Genomic DNA, 23727 nt, shown 5'->3' with positions numbered 1-23727 from the left:
TGTGACCAAGCTATCAGGGTTGAGGCACTGCTGCGAGTGTTCGGTTTGTTCGGTCACTTTCCAGTCTGAGACTGGCCTGAAGCGCACAGAAAATAACAATGAATCCCACAAGATTCACCGCTTTTTTTGTCTCCCAGGGACGGGAAACCGAACAACTTCAAGCCGCCGACGTGGGCGACGGCGCTGACGGGATGCGACACCACTGAATGAGGGCGTCGCGACCATCGGAGTAGTACCCGGAACGGGTGCCTGCGGTGCGGAAACCAGCTTTGGCGTAGAGCGCCAGAGCGGCAACGTTGTCGCTGGCAACCTCGAGGGTGGCGTGCACGGCACCGTGCTGTCGTGCCCGTTGCAACAGTGCTTTCAAAAGCACACCTCCATGGCCGCTGCGACGCCTGTCGGGATCCACAGCCACCGCAGTGATGTGCAGTTCATCGGCCACCATCCAGCCGCAGGCCACCCCCAATAGGGCTTCGGGCTGCACAAGACCGATGCAGAGGCGCCGGGGGTCGTCCAGCTCACGCCGCCATTGTTCTGCGGTCCAGAGGCCGTTGAGCGCCCGTTGATCCAATGCCAGACAGGCTTGCTGCCAGGACGGCTCAAGGCGCAGGATCTGCGCAGTCGGTTCTCCCCCTGCAGGGTCGATTCCTAGATTGCCCTTCGACGCCGCCACTCCGTGACCCAAACCATCACCAGTCAACGGCCCTTCGAGGCCAACCGGGATGCGGAGAGCCCCAATCGCAACCTCACCCCGATCACCACAGAACTCGACGACACCGACCGTCTTGTTGTGGGCGGGTGTCGTCTCAGCGATCTGGCCCAGCGTTACGGCACACCGTTGTATGTGCTGGACGAAGCCACCGTTCGGGCCACGTGCCGGGCCTACCGCCAGGCCCTGGAAAAGCATTACGCCGGGCCATCCCTGCCGATCTACGCCTCCAAGGCCAACAGCTCTCTGGTGATGAGCAGCCTGGCGGCCTCCGAGGGGCTGGGTCTGGATGCGGTGTCAGCCGGTGAACTGCTGACCGCACTGCGCGGGGGGATGCCCGGAGAGCGGATGGTGCTTCACGGCAACAACAAATCCGACGAGGAGCTGCTGCTCGCGTACGCCAACAAGGTGACGATCGTTGTGGACAACCAGCACGATCTCGATCGCCTCGCCGAACTAGTGCCCGCTGGAGCAGAACCGGCTCGCCTGATGCTGCGCTTCACCCCAGGCATCGAGTGCCACACGCACGAATACATCCGCACCGGTCACCTGGACAGCAAGTTCGGCTTCGATCCCGACCAGGTGGAACCCGTTCTGCGCAGCCTGGTGGGACAGCCCTGGGCACAACTCACCGGGCTGCACGCCCACATCGGATCCCAGATTTTTGAACTCGAGCCCCACCGGGATCTGGCGGCGGTGATGGCCGACAAGCTGAAACTGGCCCGTGACCTGGGCCATCCCGTGAGCGACCTCAACGTGGGCGGCGGCCTGGGAATTCGCTACGTGGAGTCGGACGACCCCCCGAGCATTGAGCAGTGGATCCAGGTGGTAGCCGAAGCCGTCACCACCGCTTGCCAGGAACGGGGCCTCGAGCTGCCGCGGTTGATGTGCGAACCGGGCCGTTCCCTGGTGGCGACCGCCGGCGTAACCCTCTACTCGGTTGGCTCACGCAAAACGATCCCGAACGTGCGCACCTACGTGGCCATCGACGGTGGCATGAGCGACAACCCTCGCCCGATCACCTACCAGTCGCTCTACACCTGCTGCCTGGCCGATCGCCCCCTGGCCAAGCCAGACGAAAGCGTGAACCTGGTGGGCAAGCACTGCGAATCCGGCGATGTGCTGCTGAAGGACCTGCCCCTGCCCACCACCGAAAGCGGTGACATCGTCACCGTGTTTGCCACCGGTGCCTACAACGCCTCGATGAGTTCGAACTACAACAGGATCCCGAGGCCCGCTGCCGTTCTGGTGCACGACGGGGCAGCTGAACTGGTGCAGAAGCGGGAGCAGCCGGATGACCTGCTGCGCTACGACGTTTTGCCAGAACGATTCAACGCGTTACGTTGACAGCAGTAATGAGAAAGGCGGAGTGAACGTGTTGGCGGTGGTGGATCCGCGCCTGGTGCTCGACGTTCTCTTTGCCTCTTCCATCGGCTTTTTGCTTTTTTCCCGCGTCAACGAGCAGCGCACCCTTTGGCTGCTTAGAGGTTGGTTGTTTCTGGTGGCGATGGCCTGGTTCGTCCAGCGCTTCGCCAACCTGCCCCTCACCACAAAGCTGGTGGACGCGCTCGTCATGGCCTGTTCGCTCTCCCTGGCCATCCTTTGGCAAGGGGAGCTGCGGCGTCTGATGGAACTGCTGGGCACCGGTCGTCTGGCCGTGTTGCTGGGCAATCCCCAGAAAGAGTTCAGCGCTTCGGCAGGCACCGTCAGCCAGATCACCGAGGCAGCAGGCCGGCTGTCGCAGTTGCGGCGTGGAGCCTTGATCGTGGTGGACCTAGGCAGCGACCTGAGGCCTGAGGACTTTCTCAATCCCGGCATCCCCATTGGTGCTGTGCTGAGTCGCGAGCTGATGCTCAACCTGTTCGCCGCCGACACCCCCCTCCACGACGGTGCCGTGCTGGTGCGGGGCAATCGCATCGAGTCGGCGGGGGTGATTCTTCCCCTGTCGAGGGACAGCGTGAGCCGTTTCGGCACCCGCCATCTGGCGGCCCTCGGGATCACGGAGCGCTTCGATCGCTGCATCTGCATCGTTGTGTCGGAAGAAACTGGAACGCTGTCTCTGGCGAACCAGGGCAAGCTGGAACGACCGATCACCAGTTCACGCCTCCAGGAACTGCTCACGGAGCTCTTCAGCACCGCCGAATCGATGCCGCCAGCACGGCGTACGGTGGGTAGCGCTCCGTCCGAATCGCTGTCTTGAGCCGCCCTCCGGCCACCAGCACTGACACGGCCGATCGTTCGCTTCTGCCTGCGGACCTCGACCCGGGTCGGCTCCCACAGCACGTGGCCCTGATCATGGATGGCAATGGTCGCTGGGCGAAATCCCGCGGTTTGCCCCGCGTTATGGGGCATCGGGCTGGGGTTGAAACGCTGAAAGCCACCCTGCGACTCTGCAGCGACTGGGGGATCCAAGCCCTCACGGCCTACGCCTTCTCCACGGAGAACTGGTCGCGCCCAGGGGAGGAGGTGAATTTCCTGATGACCCTGTTCGAACGGGTGCTGCAGGCCGAACTGCAGGCGCTCGAAGCCGAACAGGTGCGGATTCGATTTCTCGGCGATCTGAAGGCCCTGCCCCAGAAACTGCAGGAGCTGATTGCCGATGCCACGGCCCGGACGGCGGGCAACACCGGCATTCACTTCAACGTCTGCACCAACTACGGCGGCCGACGGGAGCTGGTGCAAGCCGCTCAGCGTCTGGCCCAACGCGCTGCTGCCGGGGAGCTAGACCCCGACAGCATCGACGAGAACAGCATCGCCGCCGAACTGTTCACGGCTGGCGAACAGGATCCCGATCTGTTGATCCGCACCAGCGGCGAACACCGGATCAGCAATTTCCTGCTCTGGCAACTGGCCTACGCCGAGATTCATGTCACCGATGTGCTCTGGCCTGACTTCAATGCCGATGCACTGAAAGCCGCCCTGCTCGATTTCCAACGCCGCCACCGCCGCTTCGGCGGTCTTGATCCGATCCGCCCATGACCCTCAGCATCCGCCACGACTGGACCACCGAGGAGATCCAGACCCTGCTGGAACTTCCCTTAATGGAGCTGCTCTGGCAGGCCCAAACCGTGCATCGGGAAGCCAACCCGGGCTACCGGGTGCAGCTGGCCTCGCTGCTGAGCGTGAAAACGGGGGGCTGCGAAGAAGACTGTGCTTACTGCTCGCAGTCGATCCACAACAGCAGTGACGTCACCGCCTTTGAGGCCCAGATGCAGGTGGAGCCGGTGCTTCAGCGGGCCCGGGCCGCCAAGGAAGCCGGAGCTGATCGCTTCTGCATGGGCTGGGCCTGGCGCGAGATCCGGGATGGCGCTCCCTTTGAGGCGATGCTCGAGATGGTGCGGGGGGTGCGCGGCATGGGGATGGAAGCCTGCGTGACCGCGGGGATGCTCACCGACCAGCAGGCGGAACGCTTGGCCGAAGCCGGCCTCACGGCCTACAACCACAACCTTGACACCAGCCCCGAGCACTACGACCGGATCATTTCCACCCGCACCTATCAGGAGCGGCTGGAAACCCTGCAACGGGTGCGCAAGGCCGGCGTCACCCTCTGCTGCGGTGGCATCATCGGCATGGGTGAGACCCTGAGGGATCGCGCCTCCATGCTGCAGGTGCTGGCCAGCATGAACCCCCATCCCGAAAGCGTTCCAGTGAACGGGCTGGTGGCGGTGGAAGGCACCCCCTTGGAAGAGCAGGCTCCCTTCGAACCGCTGGAGCTGGTGCGGATGGTGGCGACGGCAAGGATCCTGATGCCCCATGCCCGGGTGCGGTTGAGCGCCGGCCGTGAATCGATGAGCCGGGAAGCGCAGATCCTCTGCCTCCAGGCGGGGGCCGATTCGATCTTCTACGGCGATGTTCTGCTCACCACCGGCAACCCGGACGTGGAGGCCGATCGCCAACTGCTCGCCGATGCGGGGGTGACCGCCAACTGGCAGGAGAGCGACGTGGCTCCGGCCAGCTGCTCACCCCGCTGATCAGCTGCACCCACATAACGATCACCTCACTGGCACACAGGTTGAGGGGGCGCAGGGCTAAACCGGAAACAGCCCTTCGATGAGGCGCCGTGATTGATCCCGTCGTCATCCCCTCGCTGCTCGGTCTGTTTGTTCTCTCGGTGATCGTGGAAGCGATCAAGGACGACAAGCAGCGTCACCACCATCACCGTTATTGAGATCCGGCCGGACAGGTCCTGCGGGGACCATCCCGACTGTCACCAACCGGAAACACTGCACAAAACACTCATTGTGGGTGGCATCCCGGTTGAGCTACACCGTGCTGGTCTGTGGCTCAGCCATGAAGATCGACAGCGCCAACGCTCAACCGATGGGAAGCCTGATCTTTGAAGGAGGGCACAAGCCCTTCCATGCCCTGGCCTGTCCCCTGAAGCCGGCTTCGGTGCGGATCAGCAGGAAAGCCTGACAACAAACAACGCGGTGGCACGCCCCGGCCTGATGCAGGCTGGAGGACTGTTGAACCGGTAAGAGCGTGGATCCAAGCAACCTGGAGCCTGTGCTGGCCAAGGACAGCCGACTCCTGGTGGCGGCGTTCTATGCCTTCACGCCCCTGGATGACGAGCGTCGGGAGGCATTGCTGACCAGCTTGCCGAGCCTGGCTCGCCAAGGCAGCGTGCTCGGATCTGTGTTGGTGGCCCATGAAGGCGTGAATGGCACGATCAGCGGACCAGAGCACGGCGTTAACTCGGTGCTGGATCACCTGCGCGCCTCGTTGGATCTGGGCAACGACCACTACGCACGGCTCGAGGTGAAGCGCAGCTGGGCCGAAAAACCGGTGTTCCGCCGTTTCAAGGCCCGCCGCAAAAAGGAGATCGTGACCATCGGCGTGGCCAGCGTGGATCCCAGCGCCAACGTGGGCACCTATGTGGAACCCGAACACTGGAATGCCCTGGTGGATGATCCCGACACCCTGGTGATCGACACCCGCAACAGCTACGAAACGGCGATCGGCAGCTTCGAGGGGGCCATCGACCCCAGCACCGAGAGCTTCCGCGACTTCCCGCACTGGGCAGAGTCCACGCTGCGGCCACTGATCGAAGAGAAGGGCAGCAAGCGCATCGCCATGTTCTGCACCGGCGGGATCCGCTGCGAAAAAGCCAGCAGCTACCTGCAGCAACAGGGTTTCGGGGAGGTGCACCACCTGCGGGGCGGCATCCTCAAGTACCTCGAGCAGGTGCCGGAAGCCGAGAGCCGCTGGCAAGGGGAGTGCTTTGTTTTTGATCAACGGGTGGCGTTGAACCACCGGCTGGAACCTGGAGAGCACAGCCTTTGCCACGCCTGCGGCCTGCCGGTGTCAGCCCAGCAACGCGAACTGCCGAGCTACATCAAAGGGGTGCAGTGCGTGCACTGCGTGGATCGCTTCAGCGATGCCGACCGGGAACGCTTCGCCATGCGTCAGCGTCAGATCGATCAAAGCCAGATTGATCAACGCCAGATCGACCAACACAACATCGACCAGCAGCAGGCCTGAGCAGTCAGTCCGCATCGGACAATCCCTGCCAGGGACCACCCCGATGCCGTGCTGCCGATCCTCTACAGCTTTCGACGCTGCCCCTACGCCATGCGCGCCCGCTGGGCTCTGCTGGAGGCAGGACTGTTGGTTCAGTGGCGGGAGATCGCACTGAAGGCCAAGCCGGCGGAGATGTTGGCGGTCTCCCCCAAGGGCACCGTGCCCGTGTTGGTACTGCCGGACGGCAGCGTGATCGAAGAAAGCCTGGCGGTGATGCACTGGGCCCTGGATCAAGCAGACCCTCGCGAGCTGCGCAACGCCGGCGATGCCTCAGCGCTGATCGAGCAGAACGACGGTGCGTTCAAACATCATCTCGACCGGTTCAAGTACACCGACCGCTACCCCGGCACCAACAAAGAGGAGCAACGCACCGCCGGGCTGGCCATCCTTCAGGACTGGAACCAGAGGATCGCTGATCAGGGCTGGCTGCTGGGCGAGCGCTGCTCGCTGGCGGATGCCGCGCTCTGGCCGTTCGTGCGGCAGTGGCGGATCGCCGATCCCGAGGGATTCGACAACGACAACAGCCTGGAAGCTCTTCGCCACTGGCTCCAGCACTTCCTCGAGGATCCCCGCTTTGAGCGGCTGATGCAGCGGGCCGACCCCTGGAATGCCGGGGGGCAACAACACCACTTCCCCGCCGATGCCGTGGCAGTTCCCAAGGATCAAGCCCTGTTTCACCTGGTCCTCAAGGCCGACTGGCAGGCCGCCCAGGCCAACGGCAGTTACCGCATCTCTACCCGGGGAATGAGCTTGGAGCAGGTGGGCTTCATCCACTGCTCCTGGCAAGAGCAGGTGCAGGCCACCTTTGAGCGGTTCTACGCCGACGCCGGCGAGGTGCTGCTGCTGGAGATTGATCCCGCCGCAGTGAACGCTCCCCTGCGGGCCGATGCCATCCCCACCGGCGAACTGTTCCCCCATCTCTACGGGCCGCTGCCTTTGAAGGCAGTGCGCTCGGTCGGCACCATGCCCGCGGCAGCATGACCGGACGACCATGACCGTGGCCAGATCCCAATCGATGCTTGAGCAACTGGAAGCCGAAGCCCGTGATCGGGGACTGCTGCTGAGGTTGCAGGTGGGCCGCCCCCTGGGGCTGTGGAGCCTGCGGCTGGTGGTGGCCCAGCAAGCCTCCAGCGGCAGCCTGCTGCTGCTGGGGGAAATGAAGGGATGGGCCTATTCCGCCGCCACAGGCCTGCAGCTCGACACGATGCGGGTGATGCCAAAGGCGCCTGCCGGCGTGGGTGATCTGATCTGGGCGGCCACCATGGCCTGGGCCCAGGAGGCCACCCCCTGCTCCCGGGCCCGATTGCTGGCCATCCGCGACGAAGAACAGCAGCACCGCCGGCTGGTGCGTTACTTCCGCCAACGCGGCTTCAGCAAATCCCACGATGTGGAAGCGGCGCTCTGGGATCTGCCCCTGCGGATGGTCTGGGGCGGTGCCGGGGCCCTGATGAGTGGTGATGTGGCCACCGTGCTGGAGCGCAGCCTGCGGGGCTGGCGTCAGTCGGCGGCGTGATAACTGCTACGCACCAGCGGACCACTGCGCACCTGGGCAAAGCCCAGCTCGCGGGCCACCTCTGCCAGCTCATCGAACTCCTGGGGAGTCCAGTAACGGGCCACCGGAATGTGCACCAGCGAGGGGCGCAGGTACTGCCCCAGGGTGATCTGTTGGCAATCGACGCTTCGGAGATCCTTGAGGGTGGCAATTACCTCATCGCGGCTTTCCCCCAAGCCGAGCATCAGGCCACTCTTGGTGGGGATCTCCGGCGCCAGCTCACGGGCGGCCGCCAATAAACCCAGGGATCGTTCATAGGTAGCACCGCGACGCACCTCCCCCTGCAACCGCTGCACCGTTTCCAGGTTGTGGTTGAAGCACACCGGTTGGGCCGCCAGCACCGTGGCCAATCGCTGCCGTTGAGCCACCAACGCCTGATCGTGACCCGACACGCCCCCCCAGAAATCGGGGGTGAGCACTTCAAGGGCGATCAGCGGATTGCGGGCTCGGATCGCCACCATGGTGCTGGTGAACAGGCTGGCGCCGTGATCGGCGAGATCGTCGCGGGCCACCGCCGTAAGCACCACATAACGGAGCTGCATCGCCTCCACCGCATCGGCCACCCGCTCGGCTTCGGCAGCATCCACCGGCATCGGAGCCTGGCCCTTGTCCACCTGGCAGAAGGCACAGCTGCGGGTGCAGATCGAGCCACCCAAGAGAAACGTCGCCGTTCCGGCGGCGTAGCACTCGCCGCGGTTGGGGCAGCGCCCCTCCTCACAGATGGTGTGGAGGCGGTTCTGCTTCACCAGCCCCTGCACCCGCTCCAACTCCGAGGCGTTGCCGATCGGCCGCCGCAGCCAGTCCGGCAATCGCTCGGCAGGGGGGATGGCGCTGTACTTGCTCATACCGGCCGGCGCCCCTCAAGGGCGCGACTGAGGGTGACCTCATCGGCGTATTCCAGTTCACTGCCCATTGGAAGGCCGTAGGCGATTCGGCTCACGGAGCAGAAGGGCTTCAGCAACCGCCCCAGATACAAGCTGGTGGTATCCCCTTCCACGCTGGGGGTGAGGGCCAGGATCACCTCACTGATCTCCTCATTGGTGATGCGCTGCACCAGTTCGGTGACGTGCAGCAACTCCGGACCAACGCCATCCATGGGTGAGATCAGACCACCGAGCACGTGGTATCGCCCCTGGAATTCACGGGTGCGCTCCAGCGCCAGCAGATCGCGGGAATCCGCAACCACACAGATCACGCCGTTGCGGCGCTCGGGGTTGCGGCAGATCTCACATTCGGGATCGGCGGAAAGATGGAAACAGGTCTGGCACTGGCCCACCTGGGTGCGGGCCGCCAACAAAGCGTCAGCGAACTGATGAATCTGCTCCTGCGGTTGGTTCAGCAGATGCAACGCGAGCCGCTGGGCCGTGCGCGGGCCGATGCCGGGCAGACGCTCGAACTGATCAATCAGTCGAGCCAACGGTTTGGTGAAGCCGCTCAGGGGTCTGCCGCCGATGCGGGAAATGTAGGAGTTGCGGAGATCATCTGCCGCAACAGAGGTCACGACCATCAGGCCACAACGGCAGAATGTCCCGTGGATTGATCTCCCCGCTGATGCAGCTCCTCCAGTCTCTGAGTCGCGTGATCCTTTGCGGCGTTCTGGCACTGGTGCTGGGGGCCTGCGCGGCGGGACCGACAGCAGGGCTGCAGTCGTACCAGAGCCCGGATGGCCGTTTCGCCTTCCTCTATCCCACCGGTTGGACTGAGGTGCAGGTGAGCAACGGCCCCCGGGTGGTGTTTCACGACCTCATCCACAGCGATGAAACCGTGAGCCTGATGATCAACAAGGTGAACGAAGACAACGAGCTGAGTGAACTGGGCAGCGCCGTTGCCGTTGGCGAGCGCCTGCGCCGTGAAGTGATCGCCACCGCCGGCAGCGGCCGCACCGCCGAGCTGGTGGAAGCCCAGGAGCGTGAAGTGAATGGCCACACCTTCTACGACCTTGAATACGCCGTGCACCTGGAAGACCGCGACCGCCACGAGTTGGCGACCGTCGTGGTGGACCGAGGCCGGCTCTACACCCTGGCTACAAGCGTCAACGAAGACCGCTGGGGCAAGGTGGGTGACCTCTGCGGCCGGGTGGTGCGCTCTCTGACCCTGCTGATCTGATCAGAACAGGAAACGGAAACGCCGACCTTTGGGGTCCCCTGAATCGGCGCCAGTGCTCGAGTGTGCCGGCCACTCCGTATCCAGATAGCTGATGCCGTCGGCATCGAACGGAACCGCCCTCAGGCTGGAGGCCTTCAGTTCGGTGGTGCCCATGGCGGTGACCAACCCGCCCAGTTCCATTGGCCCCAGATCCGTCTCCAACGCCTGCCCCGCCGCAGTGATCAAGGCCGGCAGGCGTATCAGATTCTGCGGTTGTTTCATCTGCTCAAACAGCCCCTTCAGCGCCAGCTGCTGCCGTTCCAGCCGGCCGAAATCGCCGCGGCCGTCGTTGCGCCAACGCAGAAAGCCCTCCAGATCCTTGCCCTTCAACAGCTGAGGTCCTGGCTGCAGGTCGATCAACAGGTTCTGACTGCGATCGACGTAGTACAGGCGCTTGGGAACATCCACTTTGATGCCCCCCACCAGGTTGGCCAGGGTTTCGATCGCGTCCAGGCGCACCACGATGTGATGACGGATCGGGCGGTTCATCAGACGCGACAACTCCCGCTCCACCGCCTCCACACCGCCGTAGGCCATCAGCGCATTGAGCTTGATGCCGCCGAAGCCTTCGGCATCGATGTAGCTGTCGCGGGGGATCTGGGTGATCGACGTGGTGGTGCCATCCACCCGCACCGTGAAGATCACATCGGTGTTGCTGCCGGTGCGGTCCCGGCCCAGCACCACCACCTCCCTGGCCCCGAAGCCGGTCCACCCGGCAAACGGGTTGGCCAGCGGCGCGGGCTGAGGCAGCGCGAAGGGTTGATCTGCCGTACTGGATGGCGCCGTGATCAACCGGCTCAGCGGAACCGAAAGAATCAGACCACCGCTGAGACCCGCCACCACAGCAGCAACCACCGGCCAGTTGATGGCCTCAGATGACGCCTTAGCAGGGGGAGCTTGTGGCATGGAACACGTGCTATGAAGCATCTTGGCGCGCTCGTCCCATCTCGGGTAGAGGGACGCAGGCCTCTGTTAAACCAACGGATCGCTGATCACCATCGAGGCGCAGGGGAGCTGACGGATCAATTTGCTGGTGCGATCACTGCCGGGAATCGGCAGACCGGCAACCCGCCTGCGCTGGGTGCGCAGGATCACCAGATCGTGTTCGCGACTGAGACGATGAATGGCCCCGTCGATGCCGGGCCCCCGCACGATCACGATGTGGAAGCGCTCCTCCGGAATCCCCGGCGGGCGCCAGCGGATCAGCTGCTGTTCCATCCAATGACGGTCCTGGCCACTGAAGCGGGGGTCGTGCACATGCAGCAGGGTGATCCGCACGCGCTGATCCTCCGGGGCTGAGTTGATCACCCGCAGCGCCAGTTCGAACTGCTCGCGGGCACTGGCGGAGAGGTCTTTGATCGGAACGAGGATCCGGCCCAGGCTGTTATCGGTCTCACGGCCCAGGTTCACCACCACCACAGGGCAGTGGGCCGTGCGGCAGACCCCATCAACGATGTCGCCCATCAGCCAGGCCCGGAGCTGATCGCTGCGGGCTGCACCGATCAGCAACAGATCCGCGGCCTGCTCCAGGGCTGTGCGGCTCATGCCGCCAGCGATGTCTTCATCCAGCCGCAGCAGGCTGCGGGTGGGCACAGCCAACTGGGCGCCGATGCTCTCCGCTGTGCTGAGGCGTCCGCGCGCTGCCGCAACGGCCCGGTTCAAGCCACCGCGCATCTCCTCGAGGCTGGGATTCACCATCGCCAGGGGCAACAGCACACCTTCAGCCCCCGATGAGCCCTGCACCAGCCGAGCCGCCATGCTCAGCAACCCTTTCTCGGTGCTGGGGTTGGCCACCGGCACCACGATGCGCAGGGGGCGCTGCACCACCTCGTTAACGCCATCCAGCACCGCCGCCTCCTCACCGAAGCTGACCGGCACCGCATCGGGGCTGGGATCCTTGAGCCGGGTCACCGACTGCTCAGTGAGGATCGGCCCCAGGGTGGCGGTCACCACCATCACCGCCAGCACGCTGTTCAGCACGGTCTGATTGAGCAGGCCCGCCTGGTAGCCGATGAAGGCCGTGGCCAAGGTCGCTGCCACCTTGGGCATCGTCAGCGACCACATCATCAGGATCTGGGCACGGCGATAACCGAACAGCCGTCCGCTGACCCACGACGCCAGGCCCTTGCCGCCGATGGCGCCCACCAGCATCAGCGCGGTGAACTGAAAGTTGCCCAGGCTTTCGCCAAGGCTGCCCAGATCCAGCAGCAATCCCAGATCGATGAAGAAGATCGGGATGAACAGCACCCCACCCACAAAGATCACCTGCTCCTTCACCCGGCCCTCGGGCAACACGGAATTCACCGCCAAACCAGCCAGAAAGGCGCCGACGATCTTCTCAACGCCGGCCAGCTCAGCCCCCAGGGAGGCCAGGAACAGGGCCACCAGAACAGCGAGCACCATCCGGTTTTCATCGCTGATGCCGCGCAGCACCAGGCGCCGGCCCAGCCAGCGGATGCCGATCACCACCACCAGAGCGAAGCCACCGATCTTGAGCAGCAGCAGGCCCAGGCCCAGCCCGCTGAGGCTGCCCTGGCCCAGCCCCAGCCCCACCGCCAGCAGCAGCAGAGCCACGATGTCGGTGAAGATCGTGCTGCCCACGCTCACCACCACCGACTCATCCTTCTGAGCGCCGTAACTGCGCACGATCGGGTAACCCAAAGGGGTGTGGGTGGCCATGAGGGCGCCGAGCAACAGGCACGAAACCGAGGCGAAGCCCGCCATCAGGCCGATCGACACGCCCGTGCCCACACCGATCAACAGGATCAGCAGGCCATAGATGAACGAGCGGCGCTTGACCCGGTTGAACTCCTCGAGGTCGATCTCCAGACCCATGGTGAACAGCAGATACACCGCTCCGAGATCGGAAAGCAGCCGCACCGTTTCGCTGCTGCTGTCGACCCAGTTCAAGGCATGGGGGCCCACCACCACACCAGCCGCCAGCAACCCCACCAGGTCGGGCAGACCCAGCCGCCGGATTAACGGCGGCACCGCCGCACTGATCGCCACCAACATCGAGAACACCCCGAGGGGGTGGTGCATGACGTGGCTGATCGAGGCCTGCATGGCCATGGCTGCACCGCCGGCTTGCGGACCCAGCATGGTCGCGGGATCTGCCGGCAACAACAGCTGCTTCAGGAAGCGATAACCCCTCCGCCGGCCTGCACCTGCCAGAGGTTGGTGTAGATCCCGCCCTGGGCCACAAGGCTGTCGTGGCTGCCCTGCTCCACAATCCGGCCCTGATCCATCACCACAATCCAATCGGAATGGCGCACCGTGCTGAGCCGGTGGGCGATCACCACGGTGGTGCGGTTTTGGGTGATCTGCGCCAAGGAGCGCTGGATGGCGGCTTCGGTGTCGTTGTCCACCGCAGCGGTGGCTTCATCGAGCACCAACACCGGCGCATCCTTGAGGATGGCGCGGGCCAAAGCGATGCGCTGACGCTGTCCGCCGGAGAGGCGCTGCCCTCGCTCCCCCACCAGGGTGTCGTAACCCTGGGGCAAGGCGTCGATGAAGCCAGCGGCTTCCGCCAGGCGAGCGGCCTGCTCAATCGCCACCGGATCGGGATCTGCAACGCCATAGGCGATGTTCTCGGCCACGGTGCCGTGGAAGAGGTAGAAGTCCTGACTCACCAGGGCGATGCAGCGGCGCAGGTCCTGCAGTTGCAGGGTGTCGATGGGGACCCCATCCAGACAGATGCGTCCGCCATTGCGCTCATAGAGCCGCAACAACAGCTTCACCACGGTGCTCTTGCCAGACCCCGTCGCACCGACGATGCCCAGGGTCGATCCCGCTGGCACGGTGAGATTGAAGCCCTTCAGCAGCGTTGATCGGCCGGCATAGGCGAAATCCACCTCTTCAAAACCAATCTCACCCCGCAGCCGCTGCGGATCCACCGGCACCGTTCCTCCCTGGATCAACACCGGCGTATCGATCAGATCGAGCACCCGTTGCGTTGAGGCCATCGAGCGCTGGTACTCATCGAGGGTGCGGCCAATGGCGGTGAGCGGCCAGAGCAGCCGCTGGGTGATGAACACCAGAACGCTGTAGGTGGCCACCGGCAGCTCCCCGGCCAGGGCCTTGAAACCGCCGATCAACAGGATCGCCAGGAAGGCGAACAGGATCGCGAAGCGAATCAAAGGGATGAAGGCCGCCGAGAGACGAATCGCCCGGGCATTGCTCTGGCGGTAGGCCAGGCTTTCCGCCCGCAGCCGCTCCAGTTCCAGAGCCTCAGCGGTGAAGCTCTTGATCGTGAGCATGCCCCCCAGATTGTTGGCGAGCCTGGAGGCGAGGTCGCCCGCCCGAGCCCGCACCTCCCGATAGCGCGGCGCCAGCTGGCGTTGGAAATGCAGCGATCCCCAGAGAATCACCGGAATCGGCAGATAGGCGAACAGGGCCACCTCCGGCGCCACCATCGCCATGCCGATGCCCACCACCAGCACGGTGGTGATCAACTGCAGGATCTGGTTGGCACCCCGATCAAGAAACCGTTCGAGCTGGTTGATGTCGTCATTGAGCACCGCCATCAGGCGACCGGTGCTGTCCTGCTCGAAAAAGGCCAGCTCCAGCTTCTGCAGATGGTCGTAGGCCTCGAGCCTGAGGCTGTGCTGAGTGGTTTGCGCCAGGTTGCGCCAGAGCACGTCGTAGAGGTACTCGAACAGCGACTCCGCCGCCCAGATCACAAAAGTGAGCAGGGCCAGACCCCACAGCTGCTGGCCGGCGGTCCTCAGACCGAAACCCGCCAGCACGGATTGCTCCTTGAGCAACACCACATCCACGGCCAGGCCGATCAAGATCGGCGGGGCCAGGTCGAACAGCTTGTTGAGCAGGGAGCAGATCACCGCTGCAACCACCAGGCGGCGCTGCGGCGCCAGATGGCGCAACAACCGCATCAAAGGGGAGCGATTTGCTGAAGCTTTCCTGAGGGTTCGTTCCGACACGGTTTTCACCCCTGAAGACGCACTACAACGGAACCACAACTGAAGGAGGTGCCATGAGCCGATCAAGGTCGTTCAACCGCTTTCACCGCTACCTGGCGCGGCAGAAACGCCGCGGACTGCGGGCTGTCTTGCCCCAGTTCCAGGACGACCGTGAGCATCAGGAAAGCTCAGCCAACAGCAGCGATGGCGTGCTGCGTCGGCTGAGCTTGCGTGAAATGGAATTGGGCCTGATGGAGGCCGAGGCCTGAGCCTCAGCCGCGGTAACCGCCACCACCACCACGGGGGCCGCCGGAGCGCTCCCGAGGGGTGGCTTTGCTAACGCGGATCATGCGGCCCATCCACTCCACGTCCTGGAGATCGTCGATGGCTTTCTGCTCATCGGCATCGTTGACCATTTCAACGAAGGCGAAACCGCGTTTGCGGCCGGTCTCTCGATCCAGGGGCAGGCTGCAGTTCTTGACCTCGCCGTACTCACTGAAGAGATCGAAGAGGTGCTCCTGCTCCGCCTGGAACGAAAGATTGCCGATGTAGATGGTCATGGACCGTGGAACCGTTGAACGTGCTCAGTCGCTTGAGCTGGTTCCGAAAGCTCGGAAAGGGCCAGTGCTCAAGCTTGAACCCGATGACGTTACAGGGCAGTCGCACGAATCAACACAAAAAAAGAAGCAATTGCGAAGACTCGCCCGCAACCGAGCCATCCACTCCATTGTCAGAAGACCCTGACGCAGGAGAGAGATGACATTCGACAGCCTTTGTTTCCAAGCCCTGGCCTGGACCGCCGACGGAGAACTGGATCCCGTGGACAAACTTGTGCTGCTCAACAACTTGATCCGGCAGGGCACGCCGAGCGAGCAGATCGAGCTGATTCAGGTGGTGGAGAAGTTGGCCCTGCTCCAGCCCGAGGTCACCGTTCAGGTGAGCCATTTCTGACGGCTTTTGATCCCCGGGGATCAGAGGCCGTAGGTCTCGGCGGCTCTGGCCTTGCAGGTGGCCTGGGCCGTCTGAATCCCCGCCCCGTTCTGCACCTTGGCCAGGAAGCAACGGCAGGTGTCATCCACCATTCCCTCCAGACCCACTGTCCCAGCCCTATGAAGCTCGGCTTTGACGGCCGTTTTGCAGAACTGGGTGATCAGGCTGTTGTCCGAGGCTGAAGCAGCCAGGGGAGCCGACATCAGACCAACGGCCAACAGCACACGCATCAAGAGGCCTTGCTGATTTGCAGTTCGCGGTTCATTACGCGCAGGCGCTGAAGGCTGTTGAACACATCTTCCGGCATGCCCTTGGGAAGATCCACCAGGCTGTGATTGTCAAAAATCTGGATGCGGCCGATCATCCGGCCCTGCAGACCGGTCTCGCCGGCGATGGCACCCACCAGGTTGCCCGGCTTGACCCGATCACGGTGACCCACCTCAACGCGGTAGCGCTGCATGTTCTCCTCAGGAGCCCGGGCCGGACGCTCGCGCCGCTCACGGCGGTCCCCTGAATGGCGATCGCGGTCTCGGTCATTGCGACGGGTGTTCTGAATCCAGTCGTCATCACCCTTGCGTAGCAGCGCATCGGGGCCGATGGCCAGGTTGAGTGCCGCCATGGCCAGCTGCTCGGGGCTGAGCTCAAGTTCCGTGGCCACGCGCTGCATCAATTCCTGGAGCAGGGCCGCTTCATCGGCGTCAGGGCGTTGCGATTGGGCCGCATCACTCAAACGCTTGCGCAGGCGGTCCAGCCGTCCCTGGTTGATGGCCGTGTTACCGGGCACCTCCATCGCTTCGATCGGTTGGCCCGTGGCCCGCTCGAGGTTGCGGATGAAACGGCGTTCCCGTGGCGTCACGAACAGAACCGCTTCTCCGGTGCGTCCAGCCCGGCCCGTCCGGCCGATGCGGTGCACGTAGGCCTCGCTGTCGAACGGCATGTCGTAGTTGATCACCAGGCCGATGCGCTCCACATCGAGACCCCGCGCTGCAACGTCGGTGGCAACAAGGATGTCGACCGATCCACTGCGCAGCCGCTCCACGGTGCGTTCCCGTTGGTTCTGGGGAACGTCGCCATTGAGCACCGCCACCTGATGGCCACCGGCCTCAAGGGTTTCGGCCACGGTCAGGGTGATCGCCTTGGTGCGGGCAAAGATGATCACACCCTCACCACCACAGGCGTCGAGAACCCGCTGCAGGGCCTCGAGCTTGTGCGGCATCGGCACCGTGATCGAACGCTGACGGATCCGCTTGCCTTCCTGATCCTTGGTGCGGATCGTGACCTCGGCCGGATCCTTGAGATAACGCTTGGACAAGCGACGGATCTCAGGAGGCATCGTCGCGGAGAACAGCACCACCTGACGCTGCTCAGGAAGCTGATCGAGGATCCACTCCACATCATCGATGAAGCCCATGCGGAGCATTTCGTCCGCTTCATCGAGCACCAGGCTGCGCAGACCGCTGGTGTCGAGCGTGCCCTGACGCATGTGGTCCATCACCCGGCCGGGGGTGCCCACCACCACATCAACCCCGCGCCTGAGGGCACTGATCTGGGAGCGGAAATCCGTGCCGCCGTACACCGCCAGCACCTTCAGATGGGGATGGCCGGCGGAATAGGCCTTGAACGATTCGGCCACCTGCATCGCCAGCTCCCGTGTGGGGGCGAGCACGAGGGCCTGGGGGGTTTTCTGGCCGCTCTCAAGACGCTCGAGCAACGGCAGGGCAAAGGCTGCTGTTTTGCCGGTGCCGGTCTGGGCCTGCCCAACCAGATCGCGGCCGAGCATCAGCTCGGGGAAGGCCGCCTTCTGAATGGGAGAAGGTTCGCTGTATCCCTTGTCCGCCAGGGTGCGGAGCAGGGCCTCACTGAAACCAAAACCGGCAAAACCGGATTCCGGTTCAGCCGATGTGATGGTGGTGGTGAACACCTCAGCATTGGTGTTGGATTCCGGCAGATCGGACGCAGAAAGATCCACTGCGCAGGCGGAATCGTCGCGCTGCTGTTGCTGTTCAGTCATGAAAGGTGGCTTCGCCTGATTGATCTCTGAAATCAGGCTCACAACCTCCCTGCAACGTAAGAGTTGCGCTCTGGTTGTGTTGCCTACGCTTCAAAGGTTGGCAATCAAGTTATCACCCGGCCGTAATCATCCTGCAGCCGTTCGATGTCGTCTTCCCGCAGATCATCACCGTGCTGAACTTCCAGAATCAGCAGATCTGACTCGTCTGCACGGGCGCGATGCACAGCGCCGCAGGGGATCGAGAGCATGACGCCCGCGCTGGCGGCGTGCCAGGTGTCTTCGCAGAGCAGAGCCCCCGAGCCGGACACCACGGTCCAACTTTCGCTGCGATGACGATGCCGCTGCAGGGATAACTGCTGCCCGGCACGAACCAGCAGCCGTTTGACCAAATAGTTGTCCCCCTGGGTCAGCGTTTCGTACCAGCCCCAGGGACGCTCAACCCGCATCAGTCCACCCGCGTCTGATCAGCGTCACCAGATCAAGGCTGGCACGGGCACGGGTGATGGCTGTGTACAGCAATCGGCGTTGATGTTCTGCAGCCGGGCCATCCTCAAGGGGATCTGGCCAGAGCACGATCACCCGATCCGCCTCACTGCCCTGGGCCCGATGGATGGTGAGCGCAACCGCCGGCTCCAGACGCCGCAAACGGGCTGGATGCAAACGGCGCACCTGCAGCTGGCCGTCCGGATCCACCACCTGGAACAACAGGCGTCGTTCAGAGCCTGCCCCGATCACCACCCCGAGGTCACCATTGGCCAAGCCCAGTTCCGGTTGGTTGCTGCCGCAGATCACCGGCAAGCCGATCGGCCAACGCTCGACCCTGCCGGCGGCATTGGCCCCCAGCAGCGTGCGGTGCACATCATCAAGACTCCACGGTCCCCGGCGACGTGGACAGAGCAACAGGTCCTGCTCGAGCAACGCAAACAAAGGCCGGGATGCCGCCATCAGCTCCTGCTCGGTGCAGCGGTCGAGATCAACCGTCAGTGCCTGCAACTGCTGGAGGCGCTGAATCCAGCGCTGGCGCACCAAGGCAGGGAAACGACGCAGGGGCCAGGGATGCACCTGAAGATTGGCCTGCTCAGGCAGGGCGGCCAGATCCGCTGCAAAGGCCTCCAGATTCCCCTGGCGCAGCTGTTGCGCCACCTGGGCCAGGGCACCGCGGTTGCGGTAGGTGCGCTCCAAATGCACGGCGCCGGCACCGAAACGACCGCGCACGTCCGGCTGCTGCAGCCGATGCCAAACCGCTCCACTCCCCACCGGCGGCAACTGAGCTGGATCCCCCACCAACAGCAGCCGGCAACCACTGGGCAACGCCTCCAACAGAGCCTGGGTCAAGGCCAGATCCAGCATCGACATCTCGTCGATCACCAGCAGATCCAGCTCCAAGGGACGCTGGCGGTGCCTGCCGAAGCCACGGCTTCCGGCCTCCAACCAGCGGTGGAGGGTGCTGCAGGTCAACGGAGCCCGCTGCGCCATCACCGCCTCCCCCAGACGCCGGGCCGCCTTGCCGGTGGGGGCCGCCAGACCGATGCGCAGGCCGGGATGGCGGGCTTCCGCCCGGGCCAGAATCTCCACCACCGTGCTGGTTTTGCCCGTGCCCGGACCACCGCTGAGCAGCACAACCGAGGCCTGATCCAGGGCGCGCACGGCGGCGCACTGTTCAGCGTTGAGACGATCCGACAGCTCGGGATCGGCAGCCTCGACGGGTTTGGGAAGCGGAGCATGGGCCCGCTCCACCAGCTCGGCCACCACCTGCTCCATGGCCTGCAACCAGCGGCGCCAGCCCAGCCGTTCACCCTGGAGCAGCAGGGGGGAGGCATCCCCCTCCAGCCAGCCACTGGCTTGGGCAGCGGCCAGCCGCTCCGGCGTCAGCGCCACCGTCAACTCCCCCTGCTCCAAGGCCAGCACCAGATCGCGGCTGAGCTCCTCCAGGGCGGGGCCATCAGCCCGGGGCGGGATCCGTCGCCGCAGGGCGGCATGGAGTCCGGCCGTGAAGCTGGAGGGCCAGGTGCTGGTTCCCTGGGGCAGCTGCTCCGTCACGCCGGCACCTCCCCCAGGGCTCGATCCAGGGCCGCAATGCGATTGAGCGGCACGGGTTCAACGATGCGCCCCGGCCCAACAGCATCTTCTGGAGAGGCAGTCACCGCTCCGGGCATCCCCCGCAGGAAGCAGTAGACGTAGCCCCCCAGATGCTGCTCCGGGTCGTAATCCGGCAGCCGCCAACGAAGATGGCGATGCAGAGCCACCAGGTAGAGGTGGGCCTGCAGGGGGTAGTGGTGGTGCAACATCTGCTCCTCCATCGCCTCCTGGGAGTAGTGATGCGGACCGCACAGCCCTGGCTCAGCACCGGTGCGCCGTTCACCGATCCAGTTGCTCTTCCAGTCGAGAACCCACCAGCGTTGGTGCTGGGGGTCCTGGAACACCAGATCGATGGAACCGGTGAGAAACCCACGGCTGTTGATTGAGAGCGATGCCAGCGCCGGGCTGTAGGTGCGGCCAAAACGGGCCTCGGCATCACAACCGAAGGCGGCCACCAGATCGGCCGTGCGCACGTGCTGCACCGGCAGATCAAAACTGAGTTCCGGCAGGCGCTGGTGCGGCCCCAGCCGATCCAGAGATAACGCACCCAGCGGTCCCCCCAGGGGCGTCTGCAACACCTGCTCCAACCCCGTCAACACATCGTTCTGAAGATCGGGATCAAGCCCGGCCCGGCGCAACTCGGCGGCGATCAGCTCGAGCCGTTGGCGGGGTTCAGAGGCCTCCGCCGCAGAGAAGGGGAACTGTTCGAGGATCCGGTGCAGACAGTCCCCGGCCCCGGCCCCGCGCGGGAAGGCCGCCAGCGGCCCCGTCTCGGACCATGCCGGTTCTGCCCTCGCCGCCATCGATTCCACCGTCGATTCCTCGGCGCCGGGATCGCGATCACGACCCTGTTCATGCAGCTGAACGTCGTCGGATGAGGCAATCCAGGCCGAATAACTGGCCCGGCCCCAGCTCCGGTCGATCCGCTTGGGGATGGAACCAAGGGCCAACGGCTCGGCCAGCAGCGGAGACCGCCAACGCTTGCCGCTGGGCTGGCTCTCGACCAGGCCAGCGATGCTGATCGGAACCTGTCGCTCCGCCAGGGCTTGGCTCAGCCGCTCATCAGTGAGGCTGTCGATCGGATCCCCAGCGGCCTCAGCACCGAACAACCAGGCGGGCAGGGGGGAATCCTCCTGGCCGTTGGCCTGGGCCCAGATCAGAACCAACTGGGATTGGGCTCGGGTCACCGCCACATAGGCCAGCCGCTCGGCCTCGGCCGCAGCCTCCCGCTGCGCCTGTTGCGCCGCCTGCCAGCCCTCCCCCCAGTGGACATCCACCCGCACCAGGCACTCTCCGGAGCGGGGGTCACGCCAGAGCGGACCGGACACAGCTGGGGGGGACTGCCAGAGGTAGGGGCAGATCACCACCGGATATTCCAGACCCTTGCTGCGGTGGACCGTGACCACGGCGATGGCGCTGTCGGCCTGATCGCTATGAGGCTGGCGAGCCTCAGGCACCGGCTGGCTGGGGTGCAACCGCTCCCTCCGCAACCAATCCGCCGCGGTGGCCACATCAAGCCCCTGGCGGTGCATCGCCTCCTGCACCAGCCGCGCCGCCTGCTGCAGATCCCCCAGCATCCGGCCCCGTTCCGACAGCCCCGCCATCTGTTCACCCTTGAGCAGATCGGCCAGCGCCCCGAGCAGGCCCAGCCGCGGCATCGCCTCAGCCAAACCGCGCAACTGCAGCGCCAGCTGATCCAACAGGGCCGGCTCCAGGGCATCGGGCGCGATGGTCATCAGTCCCGAGCAGGCCAGCAGACGCAAGCGAGCGTCATCGCCCGGTTCCGCCAGGGCATCGAGGAACCACTGCAACAGCAGGGCAGCTTCACTGTCGAGCACATCCCCCTGAGTCACCAGGCGGGTGGGGAGTCCGCAGACCCCAAGGGCGCGGCGCAGGTCTTCGGCCTGTTGATGACGACTCACCAGCACGCAGAGATCTGCTGGGGTGAGGTCCTCCCGTTGCTGCAGTTGCTCCAGCACCATCGCAGCGAGCCGCTGGGGCAGATCTGCTTCTAGGGCACTGCGGCTGGAGGGCGCCTCGGTGGAGAGCAGCAGCAGTTGCAACGCCGGGGCGTCCTGCGTTGGGGTGGCGGAGCTGCGGGGCTGCACCGCGGGCACAGGCAGTTCAGATCGGGGGAGCCCCGGAGCCATCAAGCGGTTCAACCCCTCCATCAGCGGTGCCGTTGTGCGGAAGTTGTCGAGCAGGTGATCGATCCGCTCCACCTGATCCCGCGCTGCCATGTAGGTGGCCAGATCACCACCCCGGAAGCGGTAGATCGCCTGCTTGGGATCCCCCACCATCAGCAGCAGATGGCGTTCACCACCACCGAAGGCCCGCTGCAGTAGACGCCACTGCACGGGGTCGGTGTCCTGAAACTCATCCACCATCACCGCCCGGTAACGCTGTTGCAGAGGAGCAAGCCAGGCAACGTCGCCATCGCCGGGGTCCATGGCAGCCAACAAGCCACCAAAGGTGATCACCCCGCGGCGGCGACGGCGGCGGTCCAGCTCCTGCAAGCCCCGTTCGAGCAGGTACTGCCAGGTGCGCTCAATCGGTGCATCCCATAGCGCCGCAACAGCGGCCTGCAAGGCCGGCGTCACCAGGCTGGGGTCGGTCTCACCGCACTTGCGCGCGACCTTGCACCAACTGCCGGGGTGGAAGTACTCCTTCAGCGGCTTCTCATGGGAGGCAATCTCCAGCAGTGACGGCACTGCGGTCTGCCCATGCAGCCACTGGTTGATCTGGGCGCAGCGATCGCTCTTGGGCTTGGCCGAATAAGGGGTAGTGGTTCCACAGCCCTGGGCTTTCCACTGCTCGGCCGCCTGACGGAACCCGGCATCCAGGGCGGCATGGTCCCGCTGCCAGAGCGGCACGAAGTCGTCCCAGAGCTGCGCCAGCCAGTGCTCCAGCTGTGGGGCGAGGGGCTGGTCGAGATCGATCGCCCCATCAACGGCCCTGAACCGCGGCTGCTGTTCGCCATCGAGTTGCGCCAACCCCCTGCGCAGGGTCTGGGGCGAGAGGCCGCGTTGACGCAACGCCTTGAACTGATCCGGCGGCAGTCTGAGCAGTTCCTGTTGCCACAGGTCCTGAACCACCTCGGCCTGGAGCGGGGTGGCGTCGGTGTCCAGCTGAGGCTCCATGGCCGCGGCGTTGCTGAGGGCCAGACGGCGCAGACTCCGGCGGCAGAAGCCGTGGATGGTGGTGATGTCGGCCCGGTCCAGCTGCTCGAGGGCCACCAGCAAGCGCCGAATCCACCGCTGACGTGCCTCCCCTGGCTCGGAACCCGACAGCCAGTCCGCCAGGACGGGGTCTGGAGCGGAAGCCTCCATCCCCTGCTCCAGCTGCTCGAGACCCTGCAACGCCTGTTGCAGCCGCTGGCCGATGCGGGAGCGCAGCTCTTCGGCCGCCGCATCGGTGAAGGTCACCACCAACAACGCTTCGAGGGCGTGGTCGGCCTCCGTGATCAGCCGCAGGCAGAGATGGGCCAGAGCAAAGGTTTTGCCGGTGCCAGCGCTGGCCTCAAGCAGGCGGACCCCAGGGCCGAGGGGGTAGGTGTTGGCATCGAAGCGCTGGGCCATGGATGGAGTCTGCTCAACTTCGGCCTCAAAACCAGTGTTAACTTCCATGAAGCAGCCGGCGAAAGCTGCGAACTGGACTGGGTGTTGTCACACCCCAGAACAGAAGACGACCTGAGCGGGGGCCTGAAGAACCCTCGCTTTTTTATGTGCTTGTGAACGGATACAACCCAACCCTTGAGAGAACAGGGGCTTGTGCGGGTGCGGGGCCATCAGGCCAACACGTT

23 protein-coding genes are annotated in these 23727 nt (G+C 64.6%); 11 read left to right on the top strand and 12 right to left on the bottom strand.

All coding sequences use genetic code 11. From position 1 onward, the window contains the following. Positions 1-157: 157 nt before the first annotated feature. Positions 158-673, bottom strand: coding sequence for a ribosomal protein S18-alanine N-acetyltransferase (gene rimI, locus DXY04_RS09295; protein WP_115161842.1), 516 nt, complete (start codon positions 671-673; stop codon positions 158-160). 3 nt (positions 674-676) lie between these two features. Between rimI and lysA the strand changes: the two genes are divergently transcribed. The 8 genes from lysA to DXY04_RS09260 all read left to right on the top strand — a co-directional run bounded on the left by lysA (position 677) and on the right by DXY04_RS09260 (position 7742). Then, the gene (gene lysA / locus DXY04_RS09290) at positions 677-2056 is read left to right on the top strand and encodes a diaminopimelate decarboxylase (RefSeq protein WP_115161841.1); all 1380 of its coding nucleotides are present in this window, start codon (positions 677-679) and stop codon (positions 2054-2056) included. Between the two features lie 22 nt (positions 2057-2078). Beyond that, a complete protein-coding gene (gene cdaA, locus DXY04_RS09285; protein WP_115161840.1) occupies positions 2079-2909 on the top strand; it encodes a diadenylate cyclase CdaA in 831 nt (276 codons plus the stop codon). Next, on the top strand, positions 2906-3688 hold the full coding sequence (locus DXY04_RS09280) for an isoprenyl transferase (RefSeq protein ID WP_115161839.1): 783 nt from the start codon (positions 2906-2908) through the stop codon (positions 3686-3688). The genes cdaA and DXY04_RS09280 overlap by 4 nt, the downstream gene beginning before the upstream one ends. Beyond that, a complete protein-coding gene (bioB, locus tag DXY04_RS09275; protein WP_115161838.1) occupies positions 3685-4680 on the top strand; it encodes a biotin synthase BioB in 996 nt (331 codons plus the stop codon). The genes DXY04_RS09280 and bioB overlap by 4 nt, the downstream gene beginning before the upstream one ends. A gap of 274 nt (positions 4681-4954) precedes the next feature. Continuing rightward, complete coding sequence (locus DXY04_RS12175; RefSeq protein ID WP_170950638.1) at positions 4955-5125, top strand: hypothetical protein; 171 nt, start codon at positions 4955-4957, stop codon at positions 5123-5125. A 66-nt stretch (positions 5126-5191) separates the two neighbouring features. After that, on the top strand, positions 5192-6190 hold the full coding sequence (locus tag DXY04_RS09270) for a rhodanese-related sulfurtransferase (RefSeq protein WP_115161837.1): 999 nt from the start codon (positions 5192-5194) through the stop codon (positions 6188-6190). A 48-nt stretch (positions 6191-6238) separates the two neighbouring features. Then, positions 6239-7210, top strand: a complete 972-nt coding sequence (locus DXY04_RS09265; RefSeq protein WP_115161836.1) for a DUF952 domain-containing protein — start codon at positions 6239-6241, stop codon at positions 7208-7210. A gap of 34 nt (positions 7211-7244) precedes the next feature. Continuing rightward, a complete protein-coding gene (locus DXY04_RS09260) occupies positions 7245-7742 on the top strand; it encodes a hypothetical protein (protein ID WP_115162214.1) in 498 nt (165 codons plus the stop codon). On the opposite strand, the gene lipA is transcribed toward DXY04_RS09260, so the two are convergent. Both lipA and recR read right to left on the bottom strand, forming a co-directional pair. Further along, positions 7727-8626 (bottom strand): lipoyl synthase, encoded by a 900-nt coding sequence (lipA, locus tag DXY04_RS09255; protein ID WP_115161835.1) that lies wholly within the window; start codon positions 8624-8626, stop codon positions 7727-7729. The two genes, DXY04_RS09260 and lipA, sit on opposite strands and share 16 nt — an antisense overlap. Beyond that, a complete protein-coding gene (gene recR, locus DXY04_RS09250; protein WP_170951418.1) occupies positions 8623-9198 on the bottom strand; it encodes a recombination mediator RecR in 576 nt (191 codons plus the stop codon). The genes lipA and recR overlap by 4 nt, the downstream gene beginning before the upstream one ends. A 107-nt stretch (positions 9199-9305) precedes the next feature. Between recR and psbP the strand changes: the two genes are divergently transcribed. Beyond that, positions 9306-9887 carry a photosystem II reaction center PsbP gene (psbP, locus tag DXY04_RS09245; RefSeq protein ID WP_170951386.1) on the top strand — a complete coding sequence of 194 codons (582 nt, stop codon included), beginning with the start codon at positions 9306-9308 and terminating at the stop codon, positions 9885-9887. Here psbP and DXY04_RS09240 read toward each other — a convergent pair whose 3' ends face one another. The 3 genes from DXY04_RS09240 to DXY04_RS09230 all read right to left on the bottom strand — a co-directional run bounded on the left by DXY04_RS09240 (position 9888) and on the right by DXY04_RS09230 (position 14818). Continuing rightward, complete coding sequence (locus DXY04_RS09240) at positions 9888-10832, bottom strand: LCP family protein (RefSeq protein WP_115161833.1); 945 nt, start codon at positions 10830-10832, stop codon at positions 9888-9890. A 66-nt stretch (positions 10833-10898) separates the two neighbouring features. Next, entirely contained in the window at positions 10899-12998 is a 2100-nt protein-coding gene (locus DXY04_RS09235; protein WP_115162212.1) for a cation:proton antiporter, read from the bottom strand. A 62-nt stretch (positions 12999-13060) separates the two neighbouring features. Continuing rightward, positions 13061-14818 (bottom strand): ABC transporter ATP-binding protein, encoded by a 1758-nt coding sequence (locus DXY04_RS09230; protein ID WP_170951385.1) that lies wholly within the window; start codon positions 14816-14818, stop codon positions 13061-13063. Positions 14819-14919: 101 nt separating this feature from the next. Between DXY04_RS09230 and DXY04_RS09225 the strand changes: the two genes are divergently transcribed. Beyond that, positions 14920-15114, top strand: a complete 195-nt coding sequence (locus DXY04_RS09225) for a hypothetical protein (protein WP_115161832.1) — start codon at positions 14920-14922, stop codon at positions 15112-15114. Between the two features lie 3 nt (positions 15115-15117). Here the strand turns inward: DXY04_RS09225 and DXY04_RS09220 are convergent, their stop codons facing one another. Then, a complete protein-coding gene (locus tag DXY04_RS09220) occupies positions 15118-15405 on the bottom strand; it encodes an RNA-binding protein (protein ID WP_011364605.1) in 288 nt (95 codons plus the stop codon). A 196-nt stretch (positions 15406-15601) separates the two neighbouring features. Here DXY04_RS09220 and DXY04_RS09215 point away from each other — a divergent pair, with 196 nt between their 5' ends. Then, positions 15602-15796, top strand: a complete 195-nt coding sequence (locus tag DXY04_RS09215) for a hypothetical protein (protein ID WP_115161831.1) — start codon at positions 15602-15604, stop codon at positions 15794-15796. Between the two features lie 20 nt (positions 15797-15816). On the opposite strand, the gene DXY04_RS09210 is transcribed toward DXY04_RS09215, so the two are convergent. The 5 genes from DXY04_RS09210 to DXY04_RS09190 form a co-directional block, all read right to left on the bottom strand. Beyond that, the gene (locus DXY04_RS09210) at positions 15817-16038 is read right to left on the bottom strand and encodes a hypothetical protein (protein ID WP_244278643.1); all 222 of its coding nucleotides are present in this window, start codon (positions 16036-16038) and stop codon (positions 15817-15819) included. Positions 16039-16064: 26 nt separating this feature from the next. Next, a complete protein-coding gene (locus tag DXY04_RS09205) occupies positions 16065-17846 on the bottom strand; it encodes a DEAD/DEAH box helicase (RefSeq protein WP_115162210.1) in 1782 nt (593 codons plus the stop codon). Positions 17847-17950: 104 nt separating this feature from the next. Further along, entirely contained in the window at positions 17951-18292 is a 342-nt protein-coding gene (locus DXY04_RS09200; protein ID WP_115161829.1) for a phosphomannose isomerase type II C-terminal cupin domain, read from the bottom strand. After that, a complete protein-coding gene (locus DXY04_RS09195; RefSeq protein ID WP_115161828.1) occupies positions 18282-19886 on the bottom strand; it encodes an ATP-dependent RecD-like DNA helicase in 1605 nt (534 codons plus the stop codon). Before DXY04_RS09195 ends, DXY04_RS09200 begins: the two co-directional genes overlap by 11 nt. Beyond that, positions 19883-23551 (bottom strand): UvrD-helicase domain-containing protein, encoded by a 3669-nt coding sequence (locus tag DXY04_RS09190; protein WP_244278642.1) that lies wholly within the window; start codon positions 23549-23551, stop codon positions 19883-19885. Before DXY04_RS09190 ends, DXY04_RS09195 begins: the two co-directional genes overlap by 4 nt. Between the last annotated feature and the right edge of the window lie 176 nt (positions 23552-23727).

Origin of the sequence: Synechococcus sp. UW86 (assembly GCF_900474085.1) — a bacterium.
GTDB lineage: Bacteria > Cyanobacteriota > Cyanobacteriia > PCC-6307 > Cyanobiaceae > Parasynechococcus.
This window is presented reverse-complemented; position numbering and strand designations above follow the sequence as displayed.